This is a genomic window from Nonomuraea sp. 3N208 (genome assembly GCF_052245935.1).
Classification (GTDB): domain Bacteria; phylum Actinomycetota; class Actinomycetes; order Streptosporangiales; family Streptosporangiaceae; genus Nonomuraea.
The window spans coordinates 16,336-39,961 of record NZ_JBQQBR010000062.1; the positions used below are offsets into that span (position 1 = coordinate 16,336).

The 23,626-nt window shown below is 69.3% G+C and carries 19 protein-coding genes; 12 read left to right on the forward strand and 7 right to left on the reverse strand.

Features of this window, described 5'->3' with window-relative positions; translation table 11 throughout:
* Positions 1 to 25: 25 nt before the first annotated feature.
* On the forward strand, positions 26 to 322 hold the full coding sequence (locus tag ACTWPT_RS53740) for a hypothetical protein (protein ID WP_443185311.1): 297 nt from the start codon (positions 26 to 28) through the stop codon (positions 320 to 322).
* Positions 323 to 550: 228 nt separating this feature from the next.
* Here the strand turns inward: ACTWPT_RS53740 and ACTWPT_RS53745 are convergent, their stop codons facing one another.
* From ACTWPT_RS53745 to ACTWPT_RS53755, 3 genes are all read right to left on the reverse strand, one after another.
* Positions 551 to 1,780, reverse strand: coding sequence for an AI-2E family transporter (locus ACTWPT_RS53745; RefSeq protein ID WP_443185312.1), 1,230 nt, complete (start codon positions 1,778 to 1,780; stop codon positions 551 to 553).
* Between the two features lie 123 nt (positions 1,781 to 1,903).
* The gene (locus ACTWPT_RS53750) at positions 1,904 to 2,362 is read right to left on the reverse strand and encodes a nuclear transport factor 2 family protein (protein WP_443185313.1); all 459 of its coding nucleotides are present in this window, start codon (positions 2,360 to 2,362) and stop codon (positions 1,904 to 1,906) included.
* Between the two features lie 34 nt (positions 2,363 to 2,396).
* On the reverse strand, positions 2,397 to 3,113 hold the full coding sequence (locus ACTWPT_RS53755; protein WP_443185314.1) for a hemerythrin domain-containing protein: 717 nt from the start codon (positions 3,111 to 3,113) through the stop codon (positions 2,397 to 2,399).
* A gap of 110 nt (positions 3,114 to 3,223) precedes the next feature.
* On the opposite strand from ACTWPT_RS53755, the gene ACTWPT_RS53760 reads away from it, so the two are divergent.
* The 6 genes from ACTWPT_RS53760 (at position 3,224) to ACTWPT_RS53785 (ending at position 13,946) form a co-directional block, all read left to right on the forward strand.
* A complete protein-coding gene (locus ACTWPT_RS53760; RefSeq protein WP_443185315.1) occupies positions 3,224 to 6,706 on the forward strand; it encodes an ATP-binding protein in 3,483 nt (1,160 codons plus the stop codon).
* 631 nt (positions 6,707 to 7,337) lie between these two features.
* The gene (locus ACTWPT_RS53765; RefSeq protein ID WP_443185316.1) at positions 7,338 to 8,657 is read left to right on the forward strand and encodes an ABC transporter substrate-binding protein; all 1,320 of its coding nucleotides are present in this window, start codon (positions 7,338 to 7,340) and stop codon (positions 8,655 to 8,657) included.
* A 6-nt stretch (positions 8,658 to 8,663) separates the two neighbouring features.
* The gene (locus ACTWPT_RS53770; protein ID WP_443185317.1) at positions 8,664 to 9,590 is read left to right on the forward strand and encodes a carbohydrate ABC transporter permease; all 927 of its coding nucleotides are present in this window, start codon (positions 8,664 to 8,666) and stop codon (positions 9,588 to 9,590) included.
* Entirely contained in the window at positions 9,587 to 10,420 is an 834-nt protein-coding gene (locus tag ACTWPT_RS53775) for a carbohydrate ABC transporter permease (protein ID WP_443185318.1), read from the forward strand. Before ACTWPT_RS53770 ends, ACTWPT_RS53775 begins: the two co-directional genes overlap by 4 nt.
* A gap of 13 nt (positions 10,421 to 10,433) precedes the next feature.
* Positions 10,434 to 11,906: an alpha-N-arabinofuranosidase gene (locus tag ACTWPT_RS53780; protein WP_443185319.1), complete on the forward strand. Its 1,473-nt coding sequence runs from the start codon at positions 10,434 to 10,436 to the stop codon at positions 11,904 to 11,906.
* A 3-nt stretch (positions 11,907 to 11,909) separates the two neighbouring features.
* Positions 11,910 to 13,946 (forward strand): RICIN domain-containing protein, encoded by a 2,037-nt coding sequence (locus ACTWPT_RS53785; RefSeq protein ID WP_443185320.1) that lies wholly within the window; start codon positions 11,910 to 11,912, stop codon positions 13,944 to 13,946.
* On the opposite strand, the gene ACTWPT_RS53790 is transcribed toward ACTWPT_RS53785, so the two are convergent.
* Complete coding sequence (locus tag ACTWPT_RS53790; protein ID WP_443185321.1) at positions 13,947 to 14,969, reverse strand: LacI family DNA-binding transcriptional regulator; 1,023 nt, start codon at positions 14,967 to 14,969, stop codon at positions 13,947 to 13,949. It lies immediately after the preceding gene.
* Positions 14,970 to 15,218: 249 nt separating this feature from the next.
* Here ACTWPT_RS53790 and arfA point away from each other — a divergent pair, with 249 nt between their 5' ends.
* Positions 15,219 to 16,709 (forward strand): arabinosylfuranosidase ArfA, encoded by a 1,491-nt coding sequence (gene arfA / locus ACTWPT_RS53795; RefSeq protein WP_443185322.1) that lies wholly within the window; start codon positions 15,219 to 15,221, stop codon positions 16,707 to 16,709.
* A gap of 418 nt (positions 16,710 to 17,127) precedes the next feature.
* Here arfA and ACTWPT_RS53800 read toward each other — a convergent pair whose 3' ends face one another.
* Entirely contained in the window at positions 17,128 to 18,606 is a 1,479-nt protein-coding gene (locus tag ACTWPT_RS53800; protein ID WP_443185323.1) for a hypothetical protein, read from the reverse strand.
* Positions 18,607 to 18,623: 17 nt separating this feature from the next.
* Here ACTWPT_RS53800 and ACTWPT_RS53805 point away from each other — a divergent pair, with 17 nt between their 5' ends.
* The gene (locus tag ACTWPT_RS53805) at positions 18,624 to 18,896 is read left to right on the forward strand and encodes a hypothetical protein (protein WP_443185324.1); all 273 of its coding nucleotides are present in this window, start codon (positions 18,624 to 18,626) and stop codon (positions 18,894 to 18,896) included.
* A gap of 151 nt (positions 18,897 to 19,047) precedes the next feature.
* On the opposite strand, the gene ACTWPT_RS53810 is transcribed toward ACTWPT_RS53805, so the two are convergent.
* The gene (locus tag ACTWPT_RS53810) at positions 19,048 to 20,004 is read right to left on the reverse strand and encodes an alpha/beta hydrolase (RefSeq protein WP_443185325.1); all 957 of its coding nucleotides are present in this window, start codon (positions 20,002 to 20,004) and stop codon (positions 19,048 to 19,050) included.
* Positions 20,005 to 20,759: 755 nt separating this feature from the next.
* Positions 20,760 to 21,389: a TetR/AcrR family transcriptional regulator gene (locus ACTWPT_RS53815; RefSeq protein ID WP_443185326.1), complete on the reverse strand. Its 630-nt coding sequence runs from the start codon at positions 21,387 to 21,389 to the stop codon at positions 20,760 to 20,762.
* A 59-nt stretch (positions 21,390 to 21,448) separates the two neighbouring features.
* Here ACTWPT_RS53815 and ACTWPT_RS53820 point away from each other — a divergent pair, with 59 nt between their 5' ends.
* Genes ACTWPT_RS53820 through ACTWPT_RS53830 form a run of 3 tightly spaced genes read left to right on the forward strand, consistent with a single transcriptional unit; the run spans position 21,449 to position 23,585 of the window.
* Positions 21,449 to 22,189, forward strand: a complete 741-nt coding sequence (locus tag ACTWPT_RS53820; RefSeq protein ID WP_443185327.1) for a hemerythrin domain-containing protein — start codon at positions 21,449 to 21,451, stop codon at positions 22,187 to 22,189.
* A gap of 14 nt (positions 22,190 to 22,203) precedes the next feature.
* On the forward strand, positions 22,204 to 22,542 hold the full coding sequence (locus ACTWPT_RS53825; RefSeq protein WP_443185328.1) for a nitroreductase/quinone reductase family protein: 339 nt from the start codon (positions 22,204 to 22,206) through the stop codon (positions 22,540 to 22,542).
* Positions 22,543 to 22,562: 20 nt separating this feature from the next.
* Complete coding sequence (locus ACTWPT_RS53830) at positions 22,563 to 23,585, forward strand: DUF2855 family protein (RefSeq protein WP_443185329.1); 1,023 nt, start codon at positions 22,563 to 22,565, stop codon at positions 23,583 to 23,585.
* Positions 23,586 to 23,626 lie beyond the last annotated feature (41 nt).

Below are 23,626 nucleotides of genomic sequence, written 5' to 3' on the forward strand. Positions count from 1 at the left end.
CCAGGCGGGCTGGTACAAATGGGGCATGAGCGAATCCGTCCGGCATCCCCCGCAGCCGAACGTGCCGTCGGCCCGGCGTGTCTACAGTCGGACGTACCGTGTGTGGGCTCACGTGCTCCTGTGGACGCCGATCGCGCTCACGGTGGCCGGAGTCGTCCTCGGCCTGGGGCTGTTCGCGGCCGCTGACGCCGACCCGACGTACAGTTCGTCCGCGCTCGGCTATCTCGGCCTCGCTGTGTGGGGCGCCCTCGCGGTCCTGTCACCCGTCCTGCTCGGGTCGTTCATCGCCGGGCTGGTCATGCTGATCCGCACGCGCAGCTGAGGTCGCGGCCGGACGCGGCCCAACACAGACTGCCGCTGCGCAGGCAGCCATGGCTATTTGCGCGAAGTAGCGCAGATTGACATTCGCGGTCCCCCTGCCACCGCCTTCGGCAACGCGATCCTCGGCCACCACGACCGCGAACCGGGCCACGCCGAGCTCGCTGAGCTCGGCGTGGCCGGGCCATAGGAGCGGACGCCAGAGCCTCGCCTGGCCCTGCCCACGGCCGGGTCAGCCGTCCCGGGGCACTGTCTGCGCCCGTTCCGCGTGCGGCTTGGCCTCGGGCTCCGCCGCTGCCGAGCCCTCGCCGTCCTGACCCTTCTCGTCGTCCTTGAGGTACGCGTCCGGCACCTCGGGCGGGACCGGCACCAGTTCCTTGCGGGTCACGAACGTGTCGAGCAGCGAGAGCAGCATGGCCACCACCGGCACCGCCAGCAGCGCGCCCACCGCCCCGAAGAGCTGCGCCCCCAGGATCACACCCGCGAACGCGACGCCCGGATGCACGTTCACCGCCCGCCCGCTGATGCGCGGCTCCAGCGTCAAGTTCTCCACCTGCTGGTACAGAATCGCCCAGGCCAGCGCCGCCACCCCGATCCAGGGCCGGGGCGAGACCAGGCCCACGACGGCGGGCAGGGCGATCGCGATGTACGTGCCGATCGTAGGCACGAACTGGGCCACGATGCCCGTCCACACGCCCAGCGCCAGCCACGAGGGCATGCCGATCAGCATGAACACGATGGCGGAGGTCGTGCCGTTGATCGTGGCCAGGATGAGCCGGGCGGAGACGTAGCCGCCGGTTTTGACCAGCGACACGTCCCACACAGTGAGGAAGATCTGCTGGACGCGGCCGGGCAGGAACTGGGCGAGCCAGCGCCGCAGCCGGGGACCGTCGGCCGAGAAGTAGAAGGTCAGCAGCAGCAGGGCGAAGGTGTTGAACACCGCCGCAGTGATCGTCCCGAGCAGGCCGAGCACGCCGCCGACCAGGTCCTGGGCGTAGGTGGCGGCCTGTTGAGGGGTCAGGTTGATGGAACTGAGGATGGTGGAGATGTCGTACTTCGTGCCGAACCTGGCGTTGATCCAGTCGATGGCGCCGGTGACCACCTCGGGCAGCGCCCGCACAAGCAACGCGGCCTGCTCGACGAACAGGTTGCCGAACAGGAAGAGGAAGACCCCTGCGAGCAGGGCGATCCCGATCATCACGAGGATGGCTGCGGCGCCACGGCGCATATGCCGGGCCAGCCGGCCCACTGCGGGCTCCATCGCCAGCGACAGGAACCAGGCCATCACCACGATGACGACCAGCGAACCCGCGTCCGTGAGAATGAAGCGGATGATGTACACCACGACGACGACTGCGACGATGGCGAACCCGACCCGCCACACGTTGGAGGCCGAGAGGAGCACCTGGACCGGAGGGGCAGCCTCGGGACGGGACTCCCCGGGCTCGATCGGCTTGGTCATAGCACTCTCCTGACCAGACCACGCGGCGATATGCCTCACCAGCACCTCTCCCCGCCCGGAGTGCGTCGTGCGCGGCGCCACCACCGCCGCCGAGCGTGACCGCCAGCTCCGGTGCCTATGCGATCAGGACGCGAACCCGAGCTTGCGCAGCAGGTCCTGGTGTGCGAGCTGTCCGTAGTATTCAAGCATTTCTGCGATCCGGCCCTCCCGGAAGGTCACCCTCATGATGAACCGGTTCTCGTAGGTATCGCCGTCGGCGAGTTCGGCGACCATACGCTCCTCCACGATGGCCACGTCGGGGTCGTCCGTCTGGTGGAACAGGACGTCGTGCACGGCGATGCTGCGCGCCCCGGCGACCAGGCCGGTGAACGCGGCGTGCAGCGCCTCACGCCCGGAGATCACCGCGGGCAGGCCCGCGACCGGCAGGGCAGCCTCGTAGGTGGCGTCGTCGCACCAGAAGGTGACGAACTCGTCGATCCGGCCGGCGTACAGCAGCTTGCTGGAGCGGTTCCACACGTCCTCGTTCCGCGCTCGGGCGGCGGCGAGGTCGGCGGCAGTGATGGAGATGATGTTCGACGTCATGACGTACTCCTTTTGGTAGTGAGATGGTGCTGGTTCAGGCGACGGCGCCGATGCCGCGCGGGGGTGTGGGGGTGCCGTGGACGCGGCGCGCGTAGCGCCGGAACGAGCGGCGGCCGAGCAACGGCAGCAGCCGGCGCAGCGGCGCGGGAAGCTTGCCCATTTCGATCCCGATCACCTCGGGATCCCCCTCGTAGAGCATCATCCCGAAGCCCAGGAACATGAGCCGCTTGGGAATCGAGGACATGCCCCGGGCGGTGAACTCCTCCCACTCCTCGGCCGTGATGTGCCGGGCCATGATGGGCAGCAGATGGGTCTCCTCGGCGTGCAGATGCTCGAACAGCGCCGCACACATGCTGGACAGGATCCCGGCCAGCGCTTCGCCGTCCGAAGCCGACGCGGTCCGGCGCCAGGTGCCGAGCGCCTCGTGCGCCTGCTCCAAGAGCACCGCCACCTGCTCGTGCTGGCTCTGCATCACGTGCACCAGCGGAGCGAGCTCACCGGGGACCCGGGCGAGCAACACATCCCACAGCAGATCGTCCTCGACGCTGTGGTGGTGCAGCAGCGACAGAAACAGGGTCGCGTGGGCTGCCACGATCGAGGTCCGGCGGTGGTCTCCCCCGGCGACGGCGCGTACCGCCACCGGGGACAGGCCCAGCTCACGGCGGAAACTGGAGTGCGCGACCTGCATCATGCGCACGTCGGTCAGCCCCGGCCCGTGGAGCCGCGGCCCTTCGGTGGTCTGGTGTTCCATGCTGTTTCCTCTCTGATGAGGACAGCCTGCGGCCACGCGCTTGGAAGGCACCCCGTTTCGGCTTGGACGCCACCTCCCGGCGAGCGGGGACGTGCCGTAGCGTGACCGACGTGCGCTATCAGGTGTTGGGTCCGGTCGAGGCGCTCGATGCCGACGGGGACCCGGTCCAGCTCGGCGGCCAGAAGCAGCGGGCGCTGCTCGGTCTGCTGCTGGCCGCCCGTGGCCGGGTCGTCTCGGTCGGCCGCCTCATCGACGAGCTGTGGGCCGACGAGGCCCCGCCTAAGGCGCTGACCTCGGTGCAGTCCTATGTCGCGAACCTCAGGCGGGCACTGGAACCCGACCGCCCAGCCCGCGCCCCCGCCCAGGTCCTCATCACGCGTCCGCCCGGCTACGCCCTCGCGACCGGCTCGCTCGACTCCATCGAGTTCGAGACGCTGGCGAGCGCGGCGCACGAATCCCTCGCGACCGACGCCGCGCATGCCCGGGAGCTCCTGCGCACCGCCGCCGGGCTCTGGCGCGGAGAGCCGTACGCCGACGTGGCCATGGCGTCGCCCGGCCTGGCCGCCGAGGCCGCCAGGCTCGGCGAGCTCAGGCTGCTGGCCACGGAGGATCGGTTCCGCGCCGAGCTCGCTCTCGGCGTGCACGCCCGGCTGGTGGGAGAGATCGAGCAATTGGTGGCCGCGCAGCCGCTCCGTGAAGCGGCCTGGGGGCTGCTCGCGGTTGCCCTGTACCGGTCCCAGCGCCAAGGGGAGGCGCTCGAGGCGCTACGGCGGGCCAGGCGGCTCCTCGCCGAGGAGCTCGGCGTGGACCCAGGTCCGGAGCTGAGACGGCTCGAGGAGGCGGTGCTGCGCCACGAACCGTCGCTGGAGGCCAGACCCGCTCCCGTCACGCCACCGGCATACGGCGCATCGGCGGACGCCAGGCCACGCGCCGCCGCGGCCAGGCTGGTCGGCCGGGAGGAGTGGCAGGCACGCCTCACCGGCTATCTCGTCGATGCGAGCGCCGGTCGCGGCACCGTGGTGCTGCTGACTGGGGAACCAGGCATCGGCAAGACCGGTCTGGCCCGCGCCCTCACCGCGACCGCCACCGAGATGGGCTTACATACCGGATGGGGACGATGCGAGGAAGCCGTGGGGGCTCCCGCCCTGTGGCCGTGGTCGCAAGCCTTGGGCCTGCTCCTGCGCGCCGCCGGGCCGGCGGCCCGGCTACCGGCCCTGGCGGCCCTGCTGCCCGGCTCCGACGACGATCCGGCCGCCACCATCACGGCGACGGGCGTCGAGATGGCGGCTTTCCGGCTCGCCGAGGCCACGGCCGCGCTGCTGCGTGACGCGGGACCGACCCTGCTGGTGCTCGACGACTTGCACTGGGCGGACGGCGACACACTGAACCTGACCCGCCGACTCGGCGCGATGCTCGCGGACCTGCCGGTCGTGCTGCTCCTGACCAGCCGCGACGCCCAGGCCGACCACACGCAGGAGCTGGCCGAGACACTGGCCGAGCTCACCCGCGCCGGCCTCGTCCGGGCCGGTCTGCGCGGGCTGGACCAGGCGGGGGTCCGGGCCTATGTCCGGCTCCGGCACGGCGTGGAAATCGCGGACGAAGTCTCCGCGGCGTTGGGCGAACGCACGAACGGCAATCCCTTCTTCCTCGGGGAGCTTGTGCGGCTGCTTGCGGACGAACGCCTCCTCACCACACCGGGCGCCGTGCGCGCGCTGAAGGTGCCTGACGGGGTGCAGGACGTCGTGCGGCGGCGGATCTCCCGGCTGCCCGACGACGCGGAGACCCTGCTGGCGACGGCCGCGGCGTGGGGACCCACGTTCGATGTCGATCTCGTCGAGGCGGCCTCAGGGCTGACCGCGGACGCCGCGATGAACGCCACCGAAGCCGCCCTGCTGGCGGGCTTGATCGTGGCGGACGGTACGCGCCACCGGTTCACGCATGGTCTGGTCCGGGAGGCCGTCTACGTGCGGCTGCCGCCGGGTGAGCGCCGCCGGCTGCACGCGGCGATCGCCAAGGTGATCGAGGAGCGGTCCGGCGCGGCGGGCGAGACGCGCTCCGCCGAGCTCGCCCACCACCACGGCCTGGCCGGGGCCGGGCACGCCCGCGCCGCCTGGACTCACGCGTTGCGGGCGTCGGCGCTCGCGGCGCGGCAGCCCGCTCCCGCGGAGGCCGCCCGCCTGCAGGAGGCCGCGTTGACCGCGCTGACCCGAGACCCCACCGCCACCGCCACCGACCGGTACGACGTGCTCATCGGCCTCGCGCTGGCCCGCAGGCGCGCGGGCTACGACCAGCAGGCGTGGGAGGCCACGCGCGAGGCGGCCGAGGTGGCCCTCGCGGGCGGGGACGTCGTCGCGGCTGCGCGGGCGGCGGTCGCGACCACCGCCGACGCCGTCTGGAGCTGGCGCGAGTACCGGGTGGTAGACGTCTCGGGCGTCACGCTGTTCGAGCGGCTGGTCCGGGAGCTTCCCCCGGGACACCAGGCGCTACGGGCACGGCTACTCGCCGCTCTCGCGGCAGAGCTCTACTACGGTACGGACACCACCGGCCGCACCGTGGCCCTGTCCACCGAGGCCGAATCCCTGGCTCGGGCCCATGGCAGCCGGGCTGACCTGGCTCGCGTGCTCGAACTCCGCCATGTCGCCTACGAGCGACCCCAACTGCTGGCCGAACGGCTGTCCGCGGCACGTGAGCTCGCCGACCTGGCCGGCCTGCCCGACTCCGCGGACGATCCGGCCGCCCTCGCCCGCGCGCTGGTGTTCCGCGGGCGGGACCAGATCGAGCAGGGCGACATCGCCGCGGGACTGCACGACTACCGGCGTGCTCGGGAGCTGGCGCAGACGTACGCGCTCGCCCCGGCGCTGGTCGCGCTCGACTGGGCCGGGGCGGTGGCCGACATCGCCCGCGGCCGGTTCGCCGAGGCTGAACGGGCGATCGCGAAGGCTCACGAGTTCCACGCGGGCACCACCGTCGCCGGCGCCGCCGAGGTCCCGATCGCCCTGACGGCGACGCTGAACCTGGCCCGAGGCACGTTGCCGGCGATCGAGCCGCTGCTGGCCGAGTCCGCCGCCGCCACCGGTCTCGCCCTGCTGCGCGAGTGGCACGCGCTGGCACTGCTGCGTTCGGGCCGGGCCGATCAGGCGCGGTCCGCGCTCGGCGCGTGGCGGCAGCAGCCGGAGGTGCCGATGGACTACCTATGGCTGACCCACCAGGCGATCCGCGCGGAGCTGTGGTCCGAGCTGGGTCCGGCGGAGGCCGCGTACGACCTGCTCACGCACCTGGTGCCCTACGCGGACCGGATCGTGATCGGCGGCACGGGGATCACGTTCGCCGGATTCGCCGGACACCACATCGGCCTGCTGGCCAGGGCATACGGCGACCTGGACGGCGCGGCAGACCATCTCGAAGCGGCGCTGCGGCGCAATGAGGAGGCCGGACTGCGTCCCTTCGCCGCGGCGAGCGCCCGCGAGCTGGCCACCACCCTCAGGCGCCGCGACCGGCCCGGCGACCATGAGCAGGCGGCCATCCTGACGATCCGCGCGTCCGCGCTGACCGACCCCTGTGGATCAACCCACCAATCCCACAAGCGCTCATAGCGTCCTAACGGCAAGACCCCCGCCCGGCAAGGCGACGCACTCGATCGGGACGATCGGATGGGGCCTATGTGACGCCCATGCATTGTCTCTCCGGTCAGCGCACCCTGCCTTGGCGGGGGTGCGAACGTGAGTTCGGCTCTGGCTGTGGCGCTGGCTTTCGCTCCGACTCTGGCTGTGGCTCTCCGGGCCCACGGGCCGTGGTGGCGACTATCCGTCTCGACCTGGCGGCCGAGCAGGTGGGCACCCCGCTGCAGGCACGCGAGCACGTCGGCGCAGGAGCCCTCGACCAGCACCTCCAGCAGCGGCCAGCCGGATCCGGTGGGCATAGCGCTGCGCCCGCCGCTCGCCCGTCACGCCGCCCTCGCCACGGCTAGGTGCGCCCGGGTCTGAGCCACCTGCGCCGGTGGACAGCGGTCAGCCAGTGGAGCGATGGCAACGATAACATTCGCGGTTCTATCCCGTGTACAAGGGGAAATCAATCCTTGACGCGTCAGAATGGCATCGTTAACAATCGGAGGCACTCGGCCGTCCCCACATCCTCGGCATCATCCGGACCCAAGGAGAGACCATGGTCCGCTCGCACCATTTGGTAGCGCTAACATCGCCTACTCGCCGCGACGTCCTCCGAGGCATGGGAGGGCTGGCCGCGGCCGGCACGCTGGCCGCTTGCGGCGTGCCCGTGGAGTCAGAAAAGCCCGCCGTGCTCGGATCCTCGGCCGCCCCGTCGGCCGCGCAGGCCAGCGGCGAGGTCACCCTGTGGATGCGCGACGACGACCTGCTGAAGGTCTTCCGAACCGTGGTCCCGGCCTTCAACGCCGAATACCCCAACGTCAAGGTGAATCTCAAGGGCGTGGACATCGCCACCAAGCTCCCTCCGGCCCTGGTCAGCGGCGTCGGCCTGCCGGACGGGTCGTTCTGGGAGGACGACCAGATCGGCCAGCACGCCGACCGTCTGTACGACCTGACCGCGCTGATGAGCAAGTACCGCGCCGACACCGTCCAGTTCAAGCTCGACGTCCTCACCCATAACGGCCGGCTCGTCGGCGTCCCCTGGGACACCGACCCGGGACTGCTCTACTACAACGACGAGATCGTCAAAAGCGCCGGCGTCAACCCTGCCTCTCTGACCGACTACGACGCGCTACTGGGCGCCGCCCGCGCGATCAAGGCCAAGAACCCCAAGGCCAAGCCGATCCCGCTGGAGCAGGACAACACCCTGGGCATGATGTGGTACACGATGTTCCTGAACCAGCAGCAGGGACACGGCCTGGTGGACCCCTCCGGCAACCTGACGCTGGAGGGCGAGCCCTCCCGCCGGGCGCTGACCTGGATCAAGACCGTCGTGGACGAAGGGCTGGGCGCTCGCCAGAAGTTCGCCAGCACCGCCCAGATCACCATGCTCGACGAGGGGATCATCTCGCTGGTCCCGTGGGCGCAGTGGTTCATCTTCATCCCGCAGTCGGGCCTGAAGAAGACGACCGGCCAGTGGCGCATGACCACCCTGCCCGCCTGGTCCGCCGGCGGCTCCCGCAGCGGGCTGATGGGCGGCAGCTCCTTCGTCATCCCGGCCAAGGCGAAGAGCCCCGAGCTGGCCTGGCTGTTCTACGAGTTCGCCGTCTACCGGCCCGAGGGGTACCGGACGGTGTTCTCCAAGAACTCGGTCTACCCGACCGGGCTCAACACGGTGGTCCCCTCGGTCAGGTCGGCGCTCGACCCGGCCAAGCCCCTGGTGGACAAGCTGCCGCAGCTCGGCGGCGTGGACAACTGGGCGATCAGCACCAAGGCGGCGCTGGAGATCCCGCCCGGCTACACGGCTCCCACCTGGTACGGCCAGGCGGCCAAGTACCTGGGCGCCAACATCCAGCGCCTGATGGACGGCAAGATGTCGGTCGACGAGGTGATCGCCAAGTCCACGGCCGACATCAAGAAGAACCTGATCGACAGGAACTGACCGGCCGTGTCGATACTGGCGAACCGGGTGGTGGCCCGGCACGCGTCCGCCGCCCGCACGACCCAGGGCCGGCGCGGGCCGCGTACGGGGTGGCGAGGGCTGCTGCTGGTCTCCCCGTTCCTCGTGTTCTTCGCGGCCTTCACCGCCTACCCGCTCTACTACGCCTTCCAGCTCAGCTTCCTCGACTGGCACGGCGGCGCGACGTACCGGTGGGCTGGCCTGGACAACTACTCCTATCTGCTGACCAATCCCGACTTCTGGGCGGCGCTGGGCAACACGGTCGTCATCTGGCTGCTGATCGTGCCGTTGCAGACAGTCGGCGCCATCGCCGCGGCGGGCGCGCTTTCCCGGGCCGGGCTCCGGTTCAAGGGGCTGCTGCGGACGGCGGTGATCATCCCGTACGTGACGCCGCTCGCGGCCATGGCCCAGGCCTTCATCCTGATCTTCGACCGGGACTACGGAGTGGCCAACTACCTGCTCGGGCTGGCCGGACTGCCGTCCGTGGAGTGGCTGACCTCGACCGAGTGGTCCAAGGTGACGATCGCCCTGCTGGTGCTGTGGAAATCCAGCGGGTTCGCGCTCATCGTCATGCTGGCCGCCATCCAGAGCATCCCCGGCGAGGTCTACGAGGCGGCCGCGCTGGACGGGGCGGGGCCGTTCACCACCTTCTGGAGGATCACCGTGCCGCTGATGCGTCACGCCATCGCGTTCTTCATGGTCATCTCCACGCTGGGAATCTCGCAGATGTTCCTGGAGCCGTACGTGCTGACGGACGGAGGCCCGTACAACAGCAGCACCACCAGCGGGCTGTACCTGTTCCAGCACATCGGCGCCTCCGACCTCGGCACCGGGGCGGCCAACACGTTCCTGCTGGTCGTCATGGTGCTGGCACTGTCGGTCGCGGCGGTGCGCGTGTTCCGGGAGTCGAAGTGAGCCTGGTGCGCCGCGGTGGTGGATACGTGCTGCTGGCCGCGGCCGTCGTGGTCTTCCTCTATCCGATCTGGTGGATGGTCGTCTCGGCGTTCAAGCCGGGGGCGAGCATCCTGAACGACCCGCTGGGGGCGGGTCCGTTCACGCTGAACAACTTCAAGGCGATGTTCGAGGTGGTGCCGATCGGCCAGGCGCTGGGCAACACGGCCCTGGTGGTGGTCGCCAAGAGCGCTCTGACCCTGGTGTTCTGCCCGCTGGCCGGGTACGGCTTCGCCAAGTACCGCTTCCGGTTCAAGGAGTTGTTGTTCGGGCTGGTGCTGCTGACGCTGATGCTGCCCACCCTGGCCCTGGTCATCCCGCTGCTGCTGGAGATGAAGCAGATCGGCTGGGTCAACACGTACCAGGCGCTGATCCTGCCCGGCGCGGTGGACGCCTTCAGCGTCTTCTACATGCGCCAGGTCATCAGCCAGGTGCCCGACGAGATGCTGGACGCCGCGGCCATCGACGGGGCGTCGGTGCTGCGCACGTTCTGGTCGGTCCTGGTGCCCGTGATCCGGCCGGGGCTCGCGGCGCTGGCCGTGCTCACCTTCTTCAACGTCTACAACGACCTGGTCTGGCCGATCGTGGCGGTCAACGACGAGAACCGGCAGACCGTCTCGGTGCTGCTGGCCAACCTCGCCACCAACGTCACCGGCGCCCAGACCGCCAGCGGTTTCGACCTGTGGGGCCAGCTCATGGCCGCCTGCACGATCGCCACCGTTCCCACCGTCATCGTCTTCCTGCTGGTGCAGCGCCACTTCATCAAGGGCCTGCTGGCAGGCAGCAGCAAATAGTCAGGAGTCGTCATTGCTCACCGCTGACATCACGCTCAGCACCTCCTTCCACCGCGGCCCCGTGGACCGCCGCCTGTTCGGGACGTTCGTCGAGCACATGGGTCGATGCGTGTACACCGGCATCTACGAGCCCGGCCATCCCACAGCGGACGAGTACGGTTTCCGCGGCGACGTGGCCGACCTGGTCCGCGAGCTGGGCGTCACGCTGGTGCGCTACCCAGGCGGCAACTTCGTCTCCGGCTACCGCTGGGAGGACGGCATCGGCCCGCGCGACGCGCGGCCCCGCACGTTCGACCTTGCCTGGAGGGGGATCGAGCCGAACGAGGTCGGCACCGACGAGTTCCTGCGCTGGGCCGCGCTCGGAGGGCTGACCCCCATGATGGCGGTGAACCTGGGCACTCGCGGCATCCAGGCGGCCGCCGACCTGGTCGAGTACTGCAACGTCCGCGAGGGGACTCGCTGGGCCGACCTGCGCCGGTCCAACGGCACCGCCGATCCGTACAAGGTCCCCCTGTGGTGCCTCGGCAATGAGATGGACGGGCCCTGGCAGATCGGACACACCAGCGCCCGCGAGTACGGCGCGCTGGCCCGCGAGGCAGGCAAGGCCATGAAGCTCGTCGATCCCGGCATCGAGCTGGTGGTCTGCGGCAGCAGCAACCGGGAGATGCCGACCTTCGGCTACTGGGAGGCCGAGGTCCTGGAGCAGGCCTACGACGTGGCCGACTACGTGTCCCTGCATGCCTACTACCTCAACGACGGGGAGCGGGCCGGGTACCTTGGCTCGGGCGCGGCGCTGGAGGCGTTCATCGGCGACGTGATCGCCACCGCCGACGCGGTCGGGGCGCGGCTGGGCCGCAAGAAGCGCATCAACCTGTCCTGCGACGAGTGGAACGTCTGGACCCGCGACCCCTCCGTGGACCTCACCGCCCGCGAGCCGGACGTGGCCATGCCGCTCACCGAGCACGAGTACACCCCGCTGGACGCGGTGGTGACGGGCGACCTGCTGGTCGCGCTGCTCAACCACGCCGACCGGGTCCGCGTCGGCTGCCAGTCGCTGCTGGTCAACGTGAGCGCGCCGATCCTCACCCAGCCGGGCGGTCCGGCTCGCAAGCAGACGATCTTCTACCCGTTCGCGCTCGCCGCGCACATGGCCCGCGGCCAGAGCCTCCACACGGTGGTCGCCGGGTCGGAGGTTTCCACCGTGCGGCACGGTGACGTCCCCGCCGTCGCCGCCGCCGCGACCCATGACGAGGACGCCGGGGAGGTGGCCCTGTTCGTCACCAACCGGGGCGCGGAGCCGGTGCGGGTGAGGCTGAGCCATGAGGGCCCAGGAACTCTGAAGGTCCAGGACGCCTGGATGCTGACCGCGACCGGCTCCGGCCTCCCTCTGCCCTTCACCCAGTACGCGCCCGCCGACGACGGCACCACCATCCTGCACCTGCCCGCCGAGTCCTGGACAGCACTGACGGCCCAGCGAAAGGACTGATCATTGAAGCGCTTGTCCCTGCTCATCCTGCTGTTACTCGCCCTGCTGATCCCCTCCACCCCCGCCCAGGCGGTGACGACCGGCAACGGCGCCCTGGTCTACTCACCGCCCGCCGGCAGTTCATTCGACCCCGCGGGCACCACCTACGCCAAGGTCATCGCGCTGAAGAACAACGGCAGCGCCAACGGCACCCTGCTGGTCACCTATGACCAGCTCGTCTACGTCAACGGCGTGCAGGTCTACCCCATCTACCGCAGCACCGACGGCGGCACCACCTGGTCGCACCTGTCCAATGTGGTGCCCAGCCAGGCCTTCTCCTCCCTCACCCTGACCTCCCAGCCCTTCCTGTACGAGCTGCCGCAGCAGGTGGGCGCGCTGGCCGCCGGAACGATCATCCTGGCCGGCATGATCATGCCCGCCGACCGCTCCAGCAGCAGAATCGTGCTGTACAAGAGCACCGACAGGGGCGCCACCTGGACCTACCACAGCACCGTGGACACCGGCGGCCCGGCCGTCTACGACCCGAGCCCCACCTCCACCACCACCACCGTCTGGGAACCCTCGCTGAACCTCGACCCCTCGGGCAACCTGGTCTGCTACTACTCCGACGAGCGCCAGAAGTCGTCCGGCATCCTGCAGGCGGTGGTCTACCGCCGATCCACCGACGGCGGCCTCACCTGGGGCCCGGTCACCAACGTAGCCGCGGTGGGCAACTCCAGCGACCGCCCCGGCATGATCACCGTGACCCGGCTGCCGAACGGCAAGTACCTCGCCGCCTACGAGGTCGTCAACCGGCCCAGCCAGAGCCTCAACACCGCCGTCAACTACTACAAGATCTCCGACGACGGGCTGACCTGGCCCAGCGGCCTGGGCGCCCCGATCAGGCTCACTGACGGGCGCGGCATGGGCTCATCCCCGTTCGTGCGCTGGGTGGCCGCGGGCGGACCGAACGGCATGGTGGTCGTCTCCGCCAAATGGGGCCTGGACAGCGCCGGCAACATCAACGGCGGCCAGGACTTCTTCGTGAACTACAACCTCGGCCAAGGTCCTTGGGAACGGCTGCCGTACGCCGTCACCTACGACGCCTCCGACACGCAGGGCGGCTACTTCTCCGGCTTCGCCCAGGGCTACGACACCAGCCCCGACGGGCTGACCCTCTACCAGGCGACCAACGTCGAGAACACCACGACCGGATACAACGACATCCGCGTCGGCACGATCCCGCTCAACGCCGACCACTACGAGGCCGAGCGCGCCACCCGTAACAACACGCAGCTCGTCTCCCACGCCGATGCCTCCAACGGATCGAAGGTCGGCAACATCAACTTCTCCGACAGCTACGTACAGTTCGATGTCAACGTCCCCGCCGCCGGCACCTACACGATCAACGTCCGCTACGCCAACGGCACCGGCGCGACCAGCGGCCACGCGGTCAGCGTCAACGGCGGCACCGCCTCCACCCTCTCCTACCCGCCGACCGTGGATTGGGGACGGTACCGCTGGGCCCAACTCACCAGGTCGCTGAACGCCGGCGCCAACACGATCAGGTTCACCTACAACGGCACGTACGCCGAACTGGACTTCATCGACGTGTACCGCCCGGGCACCACAGTGGGCGGCGAGTTCAAGCTGGTGAACCGGAGCAGTGGCAAGTACCTGGAGATCCTTTCGGCGCTGACCACCGACGGCGCCGGCGCCGGCCAGTGGGGCGACGCCGACCACCCCGCCCAGATCTGGCGCGTCACCGGGACCGGCCCCTACACCTTCACCAACAAGAACAGCGGCAAGCTGCTGGAGATCCCCTCGGCCTCGACCGCCGACGGCACCCAGGCCGTCCAGTGGGGGGTCACCGGCCACGCCACTCAGACGTGGCAGCTCACACCGACCGACACGGGCTACTACAAGATCCCGAACGCCAACAGCGGCAAACTCCTGGAGATCTACCAGAACTCCGCCGCCGACGGCGCCATCGCCGACCAGTGGAGCGACACGGGCTGCGGCTGCCAGCAGTGGACGCTCGTGAAGGAGGGCATTCAGTGATCAACGCTGCGCCGGTGCGGTGCTCGCCCGCCGCACCAGCGTCGGGACCACGCAGGGTACGGCCTCACCGTCCCGCCCGTCGATCAAACGCAGCAGCATCTCCACAGAGCGGCGGCCCACCTCCTCGTGGTCCGGCCTGACCGTGGTCAGCGGCGGGATCAGATATCCGGCCTCGGGAATGTCGTCGAACCCGACGACACTCACGTCCTCCGGCACCCTGATGCCGCGCTCGTGGAAGGCACGCAGCAGCCCGAGCGCCATGTGGTCGTTGGCGGCGAAGACCGCCGTCACGCCCTGGCGCTCGGCAAGCTCGAGCCCGGCCTGATATCCGGACTCCGCGCTCCAATCGCCCGGCACGACCTGCGGGGCGGAATGGCCCGCCTGCTCCAGCGTCGCCCGCCACGCCTCGATACGGGCCTGGGCATCCATGCGCTCGCGCGGGCCCGAGATGTGCCACACCGTCGGATGCCCCAGGCGCAGCAGGTGCTCGACCGCCATCCGGACGCCTTCCACCTGGTCGATGCGGACGGTCGGCACCGAGTCGTCGGGGGCCGCCTCGACCGCGACGGCGGGCAGTCCCGCGGGCAGGCTGAGCAGCGCGCTGGTGGCCGCCACCTGAGAGGGAAACACGGTGATCACTCCGGCCACCGTGTGGCTTGCCAGGTCAGCCATCGCATCGACGATGCTGCCGCGGTCGAAGCTCTCCGGAGTGGCGATCGTGACACCGTAGCCGGCGGCCCGGGCCGCCCGGCCGATGCCCAGCAACGTGGAGGCGGGCCCGAACAGCACCGAGTCGAAGCTGATCACGCCGATCGTGTGCGCCTGCTGGCGGACCAGGCCGCGCGCCATCAGGTTAGGGCGGTAGTCGAGCTGCCGGATCGCCTCCAGCACCCGCTTCCGCGTCTTTTCGCGCACGTTGGGGCGTTCGTTCAGTACGCGCGACACCGTCTGGGGGGACACCCCGGCCAGCCGCGCGACATCACCGATCACCGCGGGACGCCCCTCCCGCCGGATACCTGCCACCAGACCCTCTTCCCCGTTGCGACATCTTCTGAGAACGATATCAGCGACGCTCCCACCGGCGCTGCCAGGCGGGGAGCAGCGTTCTACTGACCATGCGCACCAGCCGATCGCCTGCGGTTGGTATGCAGCCTGATCGATCGCGACACAACCTCCACCACGCACCCAGCAAAATTCACGGTCCAAGCGTTGACGCACGAGTTGATAACGTTAACAATTGTCTGATTCCCAACCTGACCTGGAGTTCAAGCAGTGCACACCGCACACCTCACGATCGATCCCGCCTTCCGCGTGGCCCCGGTCCGGCGGCGAACCTTCGGCACGTTCGTCGAACATCTCGGCCGATGCGTCTACACCGGCATCTATGAGCCTGGCCACCCGAAGGCCGACGAGGACGGTTTCCGGCGTGACGTCCTGGACCTGACCAGGGAGCTCGGGGTGTCCACGGTCCGTTACCCGGGCGGGAACTTCGTCTCCGGCTATCGTTGGGAGGACGGCGTGGGACCGCGGGAGCGGCGTCCGCGCCGGCTCGACCTGGCCTGGCACAGCACCGAGACCAACGAGGTCGGCATCGACGAGTTCGTGCGCTGGTGCGCCAAGGCTGGTGTGGAGCCGATGATGGCGGTCAACCTCGGCACCCGCGGCATCGAGGCGGCGCTCGACCTGCTGGAATACTGCAACCACCCGTCCGGCACCGCCCTGTCCGACCTGCGGGCCGCCAATGGCGCCAAGGAGCCGCACGGGATCAAGATGTGGTGCCTGGGCAACGAGATGGACGCCCCCTGGCAGACCGGCCACAAGACCCCGCGTGAGTACGGCCGCCTGGCCGCCGAGACCGCTCGCGCCATGCGTATGGTGGACCCCGGCCTGGAACTGGTGGCCTGCGGCAGCTCCAGCTCATCCATGCCGGCCTTCGGCACCTGGGAGGCCGAGGTGCTGGAGGAGACCTACGACGTGGTGGACTACATCTCCTGCCACGCCTACTACGAGGAGAAGGACGGGGACCTGGGCAGCTTCCTGGCCTGCGCGACCGACATGGAGTACTTCATCTCCTCGGTCGTGGCCACCGCCGACCACGTCGGCGCGAGGCTCAAGTCCCGTAAGAAGATCAACATTTCGTTCGATGAGTGGAACATCTGGTACCTGTCGCGCTTCCAGAACGCCGCACCGCCGGTGGACTGGCCGATCGCGCCGCCGCTGCTGGAGGACCACTACCACCTGGCCGACGCGGTGGCCTTCGGCGGCCTGCTCATCACGCTGCTGCGCAACAGTGACCGGGTGACCGCCGCCTCGCTTGCCCAGCTCGTCAACGTGATCGCCCCGATCATGACCGAGCCCGGGCGACGTGCGTGGCGGCAGACCACGTTCCACCCGTTCGCCCAGGCCTCCAGCCTGGCGGCCGGGGACGTGCTGCGCGTCGAGCAGGTCTCGCCCATGTACGAGACGGCCGAGTACGGCGAGGTGCCGCTACTACACGCCGTGGCCACCCACGACGGCGAGGCGACCACCCTGTTCGCGATCAACCGCTCGACGGATCAGCCGCTGTCCCTGCGGATTGACGCCCGGGCACTCGGCGGGGCTCGCATCGTCGAGGCCACCACACTCACCGACTCCGACGTCTACGCCCGCAACACCGCCGATGACCCCGACCGGATCGCGCCCCGCCCCAACCCCGGCATCCAGCACGACACGATGACGGTCGTACTGCCCCCGGTCTCCTGGAACGTGATCAGACTGGCCTGAAAGTCATGGCGATGGGCCGCAGCTCCTGGACCCGGACACAGCGAAGTCCAGCCAGGGGCCGTGTCAAGCATCTGGCTGGCTCAGATTCGGGTGTGAACCAGTGCAGGCTGAGGACATAGGGGGCGGTCAGTTGGTCGTTGCTTGTGAGGTGCTGGCGCGCTCGCGCCCAATGTGTCATGCGCATCGTGCACGTTCACCTGGTTCAACATCGACGACCGTGACGTGCTCACCGCAGTGTCCGAGGCGAAGACGTTGGAAAGCGCGAGAAGTGGGTCCCGTCCATGCAGGTGTTGCGGTCGGGCACCGTGCTGGTGACCGGGGTGAAGCTCGACAAGCCGCAGGCGGTGATCACGTCGCTGGGCAAGCGGATCCGCCAGTCGTTGGCGCCGATCGGCGAGACGTACCCGTCCAGGGGCCTTCATGGTGAAACCTCGGCTCGGGACACGCCACCTCCTGGAAGTATGTCGACTCCAGTGGGACGGCCCAGTGCGGCGTCAAGTCGTGGGACAAGACCCGCATCGCAGACATGGCGCTCCAGTTGGTCTGCTGATGTGTCGGCTCCCGGCCGCTGACCGAGAAGAAGCTCAGCAAACACCCCCACGAGTTCGGCAACGGCGCCATCGAAGGCGTTGCCGGGCCGGAGGTGGTCAACAACGCCAACGCCGCGGGCGCGCTCATGCACTGCTGACCCTGGGCTCGCCGACGTCAGCCACGGCCTCAGCGCATGACTCAGCTTTGCCCACCTCTGCCTCACGCCGCCGCAGTAGGTGGATGCGGCTGGAGTTTCCGCTGGTGGAGAAGCGCGCCCTGCAGGTGTGCTCGTGTCAAGTGTGATCTCCGCAGCGACGCCTTCGGCCTGATCGGCAGGGATCAACGCGCTCGTCACCGCTGTCCACAGCGTGGAGCTGTCGGCCGCGGCGAGCTTCTTCCCCGCCGGGGTGAGCAACAGGCTACGCTTGCTACGCCGTACCGCGCTCAGCTCACGGACCAGCTCACGCAGCGTCCGCGCCACCACGATGTCGGACTCCGAACGTGGCCGGCCGGTCAAGGTGAGCCAGCCGAACCGCTGACAACCCTCGGCGACGACCGTACGCGCCAAGGTGTGGTTGGCCGTGAGCGGGACCCCGCCCTCAGCGGCGGCCAGGTCCAGCAGCCAGCGCACCGGAGCCAGCTGCTCCGCGGCCCCCTCAGGCACCCCCGGCACGGTCTCCAACTGCGGCATGACCGCCTCAGCGAGCCGTTTGCGTGCCGCACCACGCGACATGGCCCACGTCTCCAGCCGCTCACCGTGAATCGTCTCCAGCCAGCTCGCCCCACCCGGTACGGCATGCGGCACCGTGAGGAACTCGCGGGTGACCTGCTGGGCAACGGCCCGCCAGCCCCGCGTCCCGGGAAGCAGCTCATCCGCGGCGATCGTCGCCTCCAACTGCGCGGCCGCCAACTGGAAAGCGTCGTTCTCGTTCAGGCCCATCACCTTCCCCCAGACGAGCACGCCCCCGACATCGGGCGGCTCCACCCCGGACGCACTCATCGCCTTGTTCAGCGCGGTGAACCCGGACTGGCGGCTCTGGCTCCAGGCCGAGATGACCTGCGTGGTGGTGTCGGACACGCAGACGGCCGCATAGCGCGGCAACCCCAGATGGTGGAAAAGCGTGCCAAGCGCCGCGGCGATCTGCAGATGTTCGGCCAGCTCGGTCCACCATTTCGTGGGCAGCTGATACCACAGCCAGTACTGCAGGCCGTACAGAGTGACGCTGTCGAGCCCTGCGCCGAAGGTCAGCGAGCCGAACGCGGACCGGGCCGCTTCGGCCTCGCCCTTGTCCCGGCGCGCCAGCACGGCAAGCGCCTCCTCCACCCGGCTGTCCACGGTCTCGCCCACCACATCCCGTCGTCGCAAGCGCCTCTGCCTCGCTGATGGAGAGCGGCGCGATCCGCCTTGAGGCAGCCGAGCACGCAGTCGGACAGGTAGCCGATCGGGAGTTCCAGGTCTCTTGGTCGGTCCAGGTCCAGGTGGGCGACCTCGCCGCAGTGCGAACGATCGCCGTGCACAACGCCCCCGACGCCGCGGACAAGATCAGCGGCAGCTTGGCGGCGGCGTGGAACAACGCAGCCGCCCCCGCGGCCCCGCTTACCGGCATCCCGGCGATCACCTGGACCATCACCGTCGAGCGAGTGACACGCCGGTGAGCTCGACAATATCCAGCCGCTGGACGACGTCGCACCCAGCCATCATGTCCGGCGCCGGCTCGACGAAGTCCACCTGAAAGCTCACCGGGCGGCCTCGGCGAACTGGCCGATCTCGGGCACCAGGACGGCATGGGGCGGGTTTGATGAAGGCTCAGTGTCGGCGGCGGTGCCGGTCGAGGAAGAGGCGGACCGCGGCGGCGACTTCGGTGTCCTCGGGGCTGGCGCCGCCGAAGCCGCCATGTGGCATCGCCTCGAAGACGTGCAGCTCGGCTTCGACGCCGGCCGACAGCAGCTTGCGGTGCATGCGGACGGTGTTGGACAGGAACAGGTCCCGGGTGCCGGACTGCAGGAACGTGGGCGGGAAGCCGGACAGGTCGGCGAACAGCGGGGACAGGTAGGGGTGGGAGAGGTCGTGCCCATTCGCATAGAGCTCGTTCACCTCCCGCAGGCTGGACAGGACGTTGTCGATGCCGGCGTTGGCGTGGAAGCTGTCGCCGGACTCGGTGAGGTCGACCTCCGGCGTCCGTAGCACCAGCGCCGCCGGCATCGGGAGCCCTTCATCCTTGGCCCGCACCAGCAGTGCGGCGGCGAGGTTGCCGCCGGCCGAGGCGCCGCCGACGAAGGCGTCGGCCGGGTCGCAGACCTTCAGCAGGGCCCGGTAGACGGCGAGGCAGTCGTCGAGGGCGGCGGGAAAGGGATGCCGCGGCGGCATCCGGTAGTCGATGCTCCAGGTGGTCATCCCGGTGCTCAGGGCCGTGTCGCTGCAGCTGTGAGCGCACAGGTCGCCACCGCCGTAGAGGAGGGCGCCGCCGTGGATGTCGAGGTAGATCGGCCCCTCGTCGGTGGCGGGATCGCTCTCGGCGCGCAGGACGTACGTGTGGACGCCGGCGACCTGTGTGTCCTGGACGGCGACCGGCAAGGGAAGGGCTCGGTCTCCGAGCCAGGTGCGGATGTAGCCGTCGGTCTGCTCGACCAGGCGCAACCAGCCGTCGGTGTCGTCCCGTTTGGGAAGAGTGGGCGCTTGCATCGGCGGCTGCGCCAGGAATTGGCGGGCTGCCTCGCTGAGGTGCGCGGGGATCGGCAGCGGGGAGGGAACGGAGGGATTCATGGGTCGTCTCCTTCGGAGGATGCGCTTATGCGAGTTGATCGCTTGGTATGCCGATCGTCTGGATGAGGGCGCCATCGGGCTCGTAGAACAGGAAAGACGCGACTCCGGGCGGCGGTGACCAGAAGGGGTAGCGCGAGGCTCGGTCGAGGCGTCGGCGAGCGGTACAGGTCCGGACGATCACCTTCATAGCTCGATGGTGGCGACCGAGATACCGCCGCACATCGGCACATGGGCCGCAGCCGTACTGGCCGATAGTTCGAGCATCGGACTGTACTTTCGCCCCTGCACACCAGGGAGTACGCCGACACGCGTCGCCTCCGAGGCCGGGAATCCATGGAGCCGCTCCAGCACCCGCCGCACGATCATGTAAGCGAGGGACAACAGCACCTCGCAAGGCTCCCAGACCGGCTCACGCTGCCGCAGACAAAGCCCCAGCTCACACCCCAGGCTCGAATTTCGAGCGGCATTTGCTGGTTCGCGATGGTCGCGATGTCCACCGAGATCAGCGCCACGGTGATCCTCCGGGCGGAAAATCTCCTCGCGGCATTCCCTGTCCCGTTACCGTCCTTCATGGGTCCTCCTGTGCTCCGCGGGTTTCTCAGGCCCTGATCAGAGCAAGGACCGCTTGCAGGCCCCTTCGAGATCGTGACACCCGCTCCCGATCTGGGCACTGTCATTTTGAAGGGCATCGAAATAGCGGGCCGCGTCATCGAAGAATCGCTCCTGCGTCACCGGAGCAAGGGCAGTCCGCCGCGTCAGCGGAGCAGGAGGCGGTCCATCGCGTCTGCCAGCCAGTCGGCGTACTCGCGCAGTTCCCATTTCCTGCCGGCCATGAACGCCTCCGCCGTGTGAGTGGTGAAAGTCGCCCAGTAGATGTCGGTGGCACGTTCGACGGTCAGTCCCGGGCGCAGCAGGCTGGAGAAGGATTCGATGATGGCCCGGGAGTCGGTGTAGCGGCGCCGTTCGTAGTCCTCCCATGCCTCGGCGATCTCCAGATCGCCCGCCGCGGCCTCCCGGAACACCCGCATCACCGGCCCGACCCGGGGAATCCAGTCCTGCGCGATTCGCGCCATCAGGCGTAGCTTTGTCTCCTTGTCGCGTTCATCGAGCAGCTGCCGGAACCGGTCGTGCTGTATCAGCGGCCCAGCTGTGGCGTCGCCGGCGATGCTCACGTCGACCACGGCCAGGAGCAGCGCCGCCTTGCTGCCCTGCGCGTACACGGTCGGCGCGGAGACCCCCGCCCGCTCGGCGATGTCCTTCATCGTCGTCTCCGTGTAGCCCTGGCCGACGAAGCATTCGGTGGCGGCGGCGATCACGGCCGCCCTCGTGCGCTCCGCCTGCTCGGCGCGCAAGGCCGAGTGGTACGCCCGCTTTCGCTCAGTCATGGATTGACTTTACCCCAACTTAATTCATATTATCGTGACTAAATCCAAAAGGAGTGATCATGACAGGCTCTTCCCCTTCCGCCACCGCCCCCCACACCGGGCAGTTGCTTCTCACCGGTCAGGCCGCCGCGCCGCCCGGTCCCGTCGACGTCGCGGGCATGTACCTCATGCACCGCGCCTTCCGGCGGGACCTCGACCTGTTCGCCGCCGCCACCGCCGCCACCCCGATCGAGGACCGGCAGTGCTGGACCCGCCTCAGCCGCCGGTGGCAGCTGTTCTCCAGCACCCTGCACAAGCACCACCTGGGTGAGGACATCGGGCTGTGGCCGCTGCTGTTAGAACGCGCCCGCGGCGCCGAGGCGGGCGCCGTGCTGGCCGCCATGTCCGCAGAGCACAAGCACATCGACCCCCTGCTCCACGCCTGCGACACCGGATTCGCCACGCTCGCCCGCGCCGGCGACACCCAGGTGCGCCGAGATCTCGCCGGGCACACCGCCGAGCTGCGCGACCTGCTACTGGCGCACCTCGCCCACGAAGAGCGCGACGCGATGGCACTCGTCCAGGCCTACCTGACCCAGCACGACTGGGAGCGCCTCGACAAGGAGCACTTCGGCGCCCAATACAGTCCGCGCGACATCCCCGCGGTGCTCGGCTGGATCCTGCACGGACTCCCCCCGCACGCCGTGCGCCTGATGCCAGGAGGTCCCGTCCTGCGCGCCGCCGGCAGAGTGCTCGCCCGGCGCTTCGCCCGCGCCGAGCGGCGTACCTTCCATCACGTGTCCCCTGCGGATCGGCCGTAATCACCCGGGCGAGCGTGCTCACCTGGACCAGCCGCAACGCCGCCAGGGTGCACACCTTCCTGTTCCGCCGCACCCGGGCCCGCTTCGGGCACCGCTTCCGCGGCGGCGACGTACTCCTGCTGACCGTGCGCAGCCGGCGCTCCGGGCAGGCGTTCACCATCCCCCGCTGCATATCCGCGACGGCCGGGACTACATCGCCCGAAGACCGCCGGGCACCCCTGAGCATCTCGAAGCGAAGCCTGCATCGAGAGAGCAACCGGCAGCCGCCCACGCATTCCTTACGCCATTGCGGCACCCATCGAGTCAAGGAGAAGTCACCATGTGGGATCTGCTCACCGCCCGAGATGATCTGAGTAAGACCGAGGTACGACCGATGCCGGCACCAGAGCTGGTAGACGGTGAGGTTCTGCTGGAGGTCGAACGATTCGCCCTGACCAGCAACAACATCACCTATGGAAGGGTCGGCGACAGCTTCGGTTACTGGCGGTTCTTTCCAGCTCCGCACGGCTGGGGCCGGCTGCCCTGCTGGGGATTCGCCCGGGTGGTGCGCTCGCGCGCGCCGGGCGTCGCAGAAGGCCTCCGGGTGTACGGCTACCTGCCGATGTCCACTCACGTCACGATGCGGCTGACGCCCGGCAGCGCTCGCGCCGACGTACCTGACCGCGGGTACGTCGACACCGCGGCACACCGCGCCGAAGGGTCGGCGACCTACAACACCTACGCCGCGATGCCGGCTGATCCCTTCGACAACCATCGAGCCGTGTGGCGGCCGCTGTTTTCCACCGCCTACCTGCTCGACCACGACCTATCCCAGGCGGAACCGGCTCAGGCGGCGGCACCCACCACGGTCGTGCTCTCCAGCGCCTCCAGCAAGACCGCGATGGGACTGGCCTGGCTGCTGCGCCGCCGCCAGATCCCCGTGGTGGGCTTGACCGCGGCCGACAAGGTCGCTGCACTGACCCGGCATGGGCTCTATCACCAGCTCGTCTCCTACGACGCGATCGCCGATCAGAACCTCCATGGCCCCGTGGCCTTCGTCGACTTCGCCGGCAATCCCGATGTGGTCGCCGCGGTGCATCAGCGATTCGCACACCATCTCACTCGCAGCATCATCGTCGGAGGCACCCACTGGGACGCGCCCGCACGCGGCGGTGACCTGCCCGGTCCCACGCCCACACTGTTCTTCGCACCCGAGCGGGTCCGCAGCCTGTCCGCCGGCATCGGCGGCACCGAGCTGCTCCAACGCATGGACACCGCGATGCGCGACTTCGTCGCCGCGTCGGCGTGGCTGCGCATCGTCGAACACACCGGGCCAGACGCCCTGCAAAAGATCTACAACACGGTCATCGGCGGCCACGCGAAACCCGAAGACCTCCACATCATCAAACCATCGTGAGCCGCCGCCACGCCGGTTTTGCCCTCCGCGACCCGACAGGA

What these genes read in the sequence shown, in the direction of transcription:
- ACTWPT_RS53740 (WP_443185311.1), top strand. Translation starts at nt 26, where the DNA reads ATGAGCGAATCCGTCCGGCATCCCCCGCAGCCGAACGTGCCGTCGGCC.
- ACTWPT_RS53745 (WP_443185312.1), bottom strand. Translation starts at nt 1,780, where the DNA reads ATGACCAAGCCGATCGAGCCCGGGGAGTCCCGTCCCGAGGCTGCCCCT.
- ACTWPT_RS53750 (WP_443185313.1), bottom strand. Translation starts at nt 2,362, where the DNA reads ATGACGTCGAACATCATCTCCATCACTGCCGCCGACCTCGCCGCCGCC.
- ACTWPT_RS53755 (WP_443185314.1), bottom strand. Translation starts at nt 3,113, where the DNA reads ATGGAACACCAGACCACCGAAGGGCCGCGGCTCCACGGGCCGGGGCTG.
- ACTWPT_RS53765 (WP_443185316.1), top strand. Translation starts at nt 7,338, where the DNA reads ATGGGAGGGCTGGCCGCGGCCGGCACGCTGGCCGCTTGCGGCGTGCCC.
- ACTWPT_RS53805 (WP_443185324.1), top strand. Translation starts at nt 18,624, where the DNA reads ATGGAGAGCGGCGCGATCCGCCTTGAGGCAGCCGAGCACGCAGTCGGA.
- ACTWPT_RS53810 (WP_443185325.1), bottom strand. Translation starts at nt 20,004, where the DNA reads ATGAATCCCTCCGTTCCCTCCCCGCTGCCGATCCCCGCGCACCTCAGC.
- ACTWPT_RS53815 (WP_443185326.1), bottom strand. Translation starts at nt 21,389, where the DNA reads ATGACTGAGCGAAAGCGGGCGTACCACTCGGCCTTGCGCGCCGAGCAG.
- ACTWPT_RS53820 (WP_443185327.1), top strand. Translation starts at nt 21,449, where the DNA reads ATGACAGGCTCTTCCCCTTCCGCCACCGCCCCCCACACCGGGCAGTTG.
- ACTWPT_RS53830 (WP_443185329.1), top strand. Translation starts at nt 22,563, where the DNA reads ATGCCGGCACCAGAGCTGGTAGACGGTGAGGTTCTGCTGGAGGTCGAA.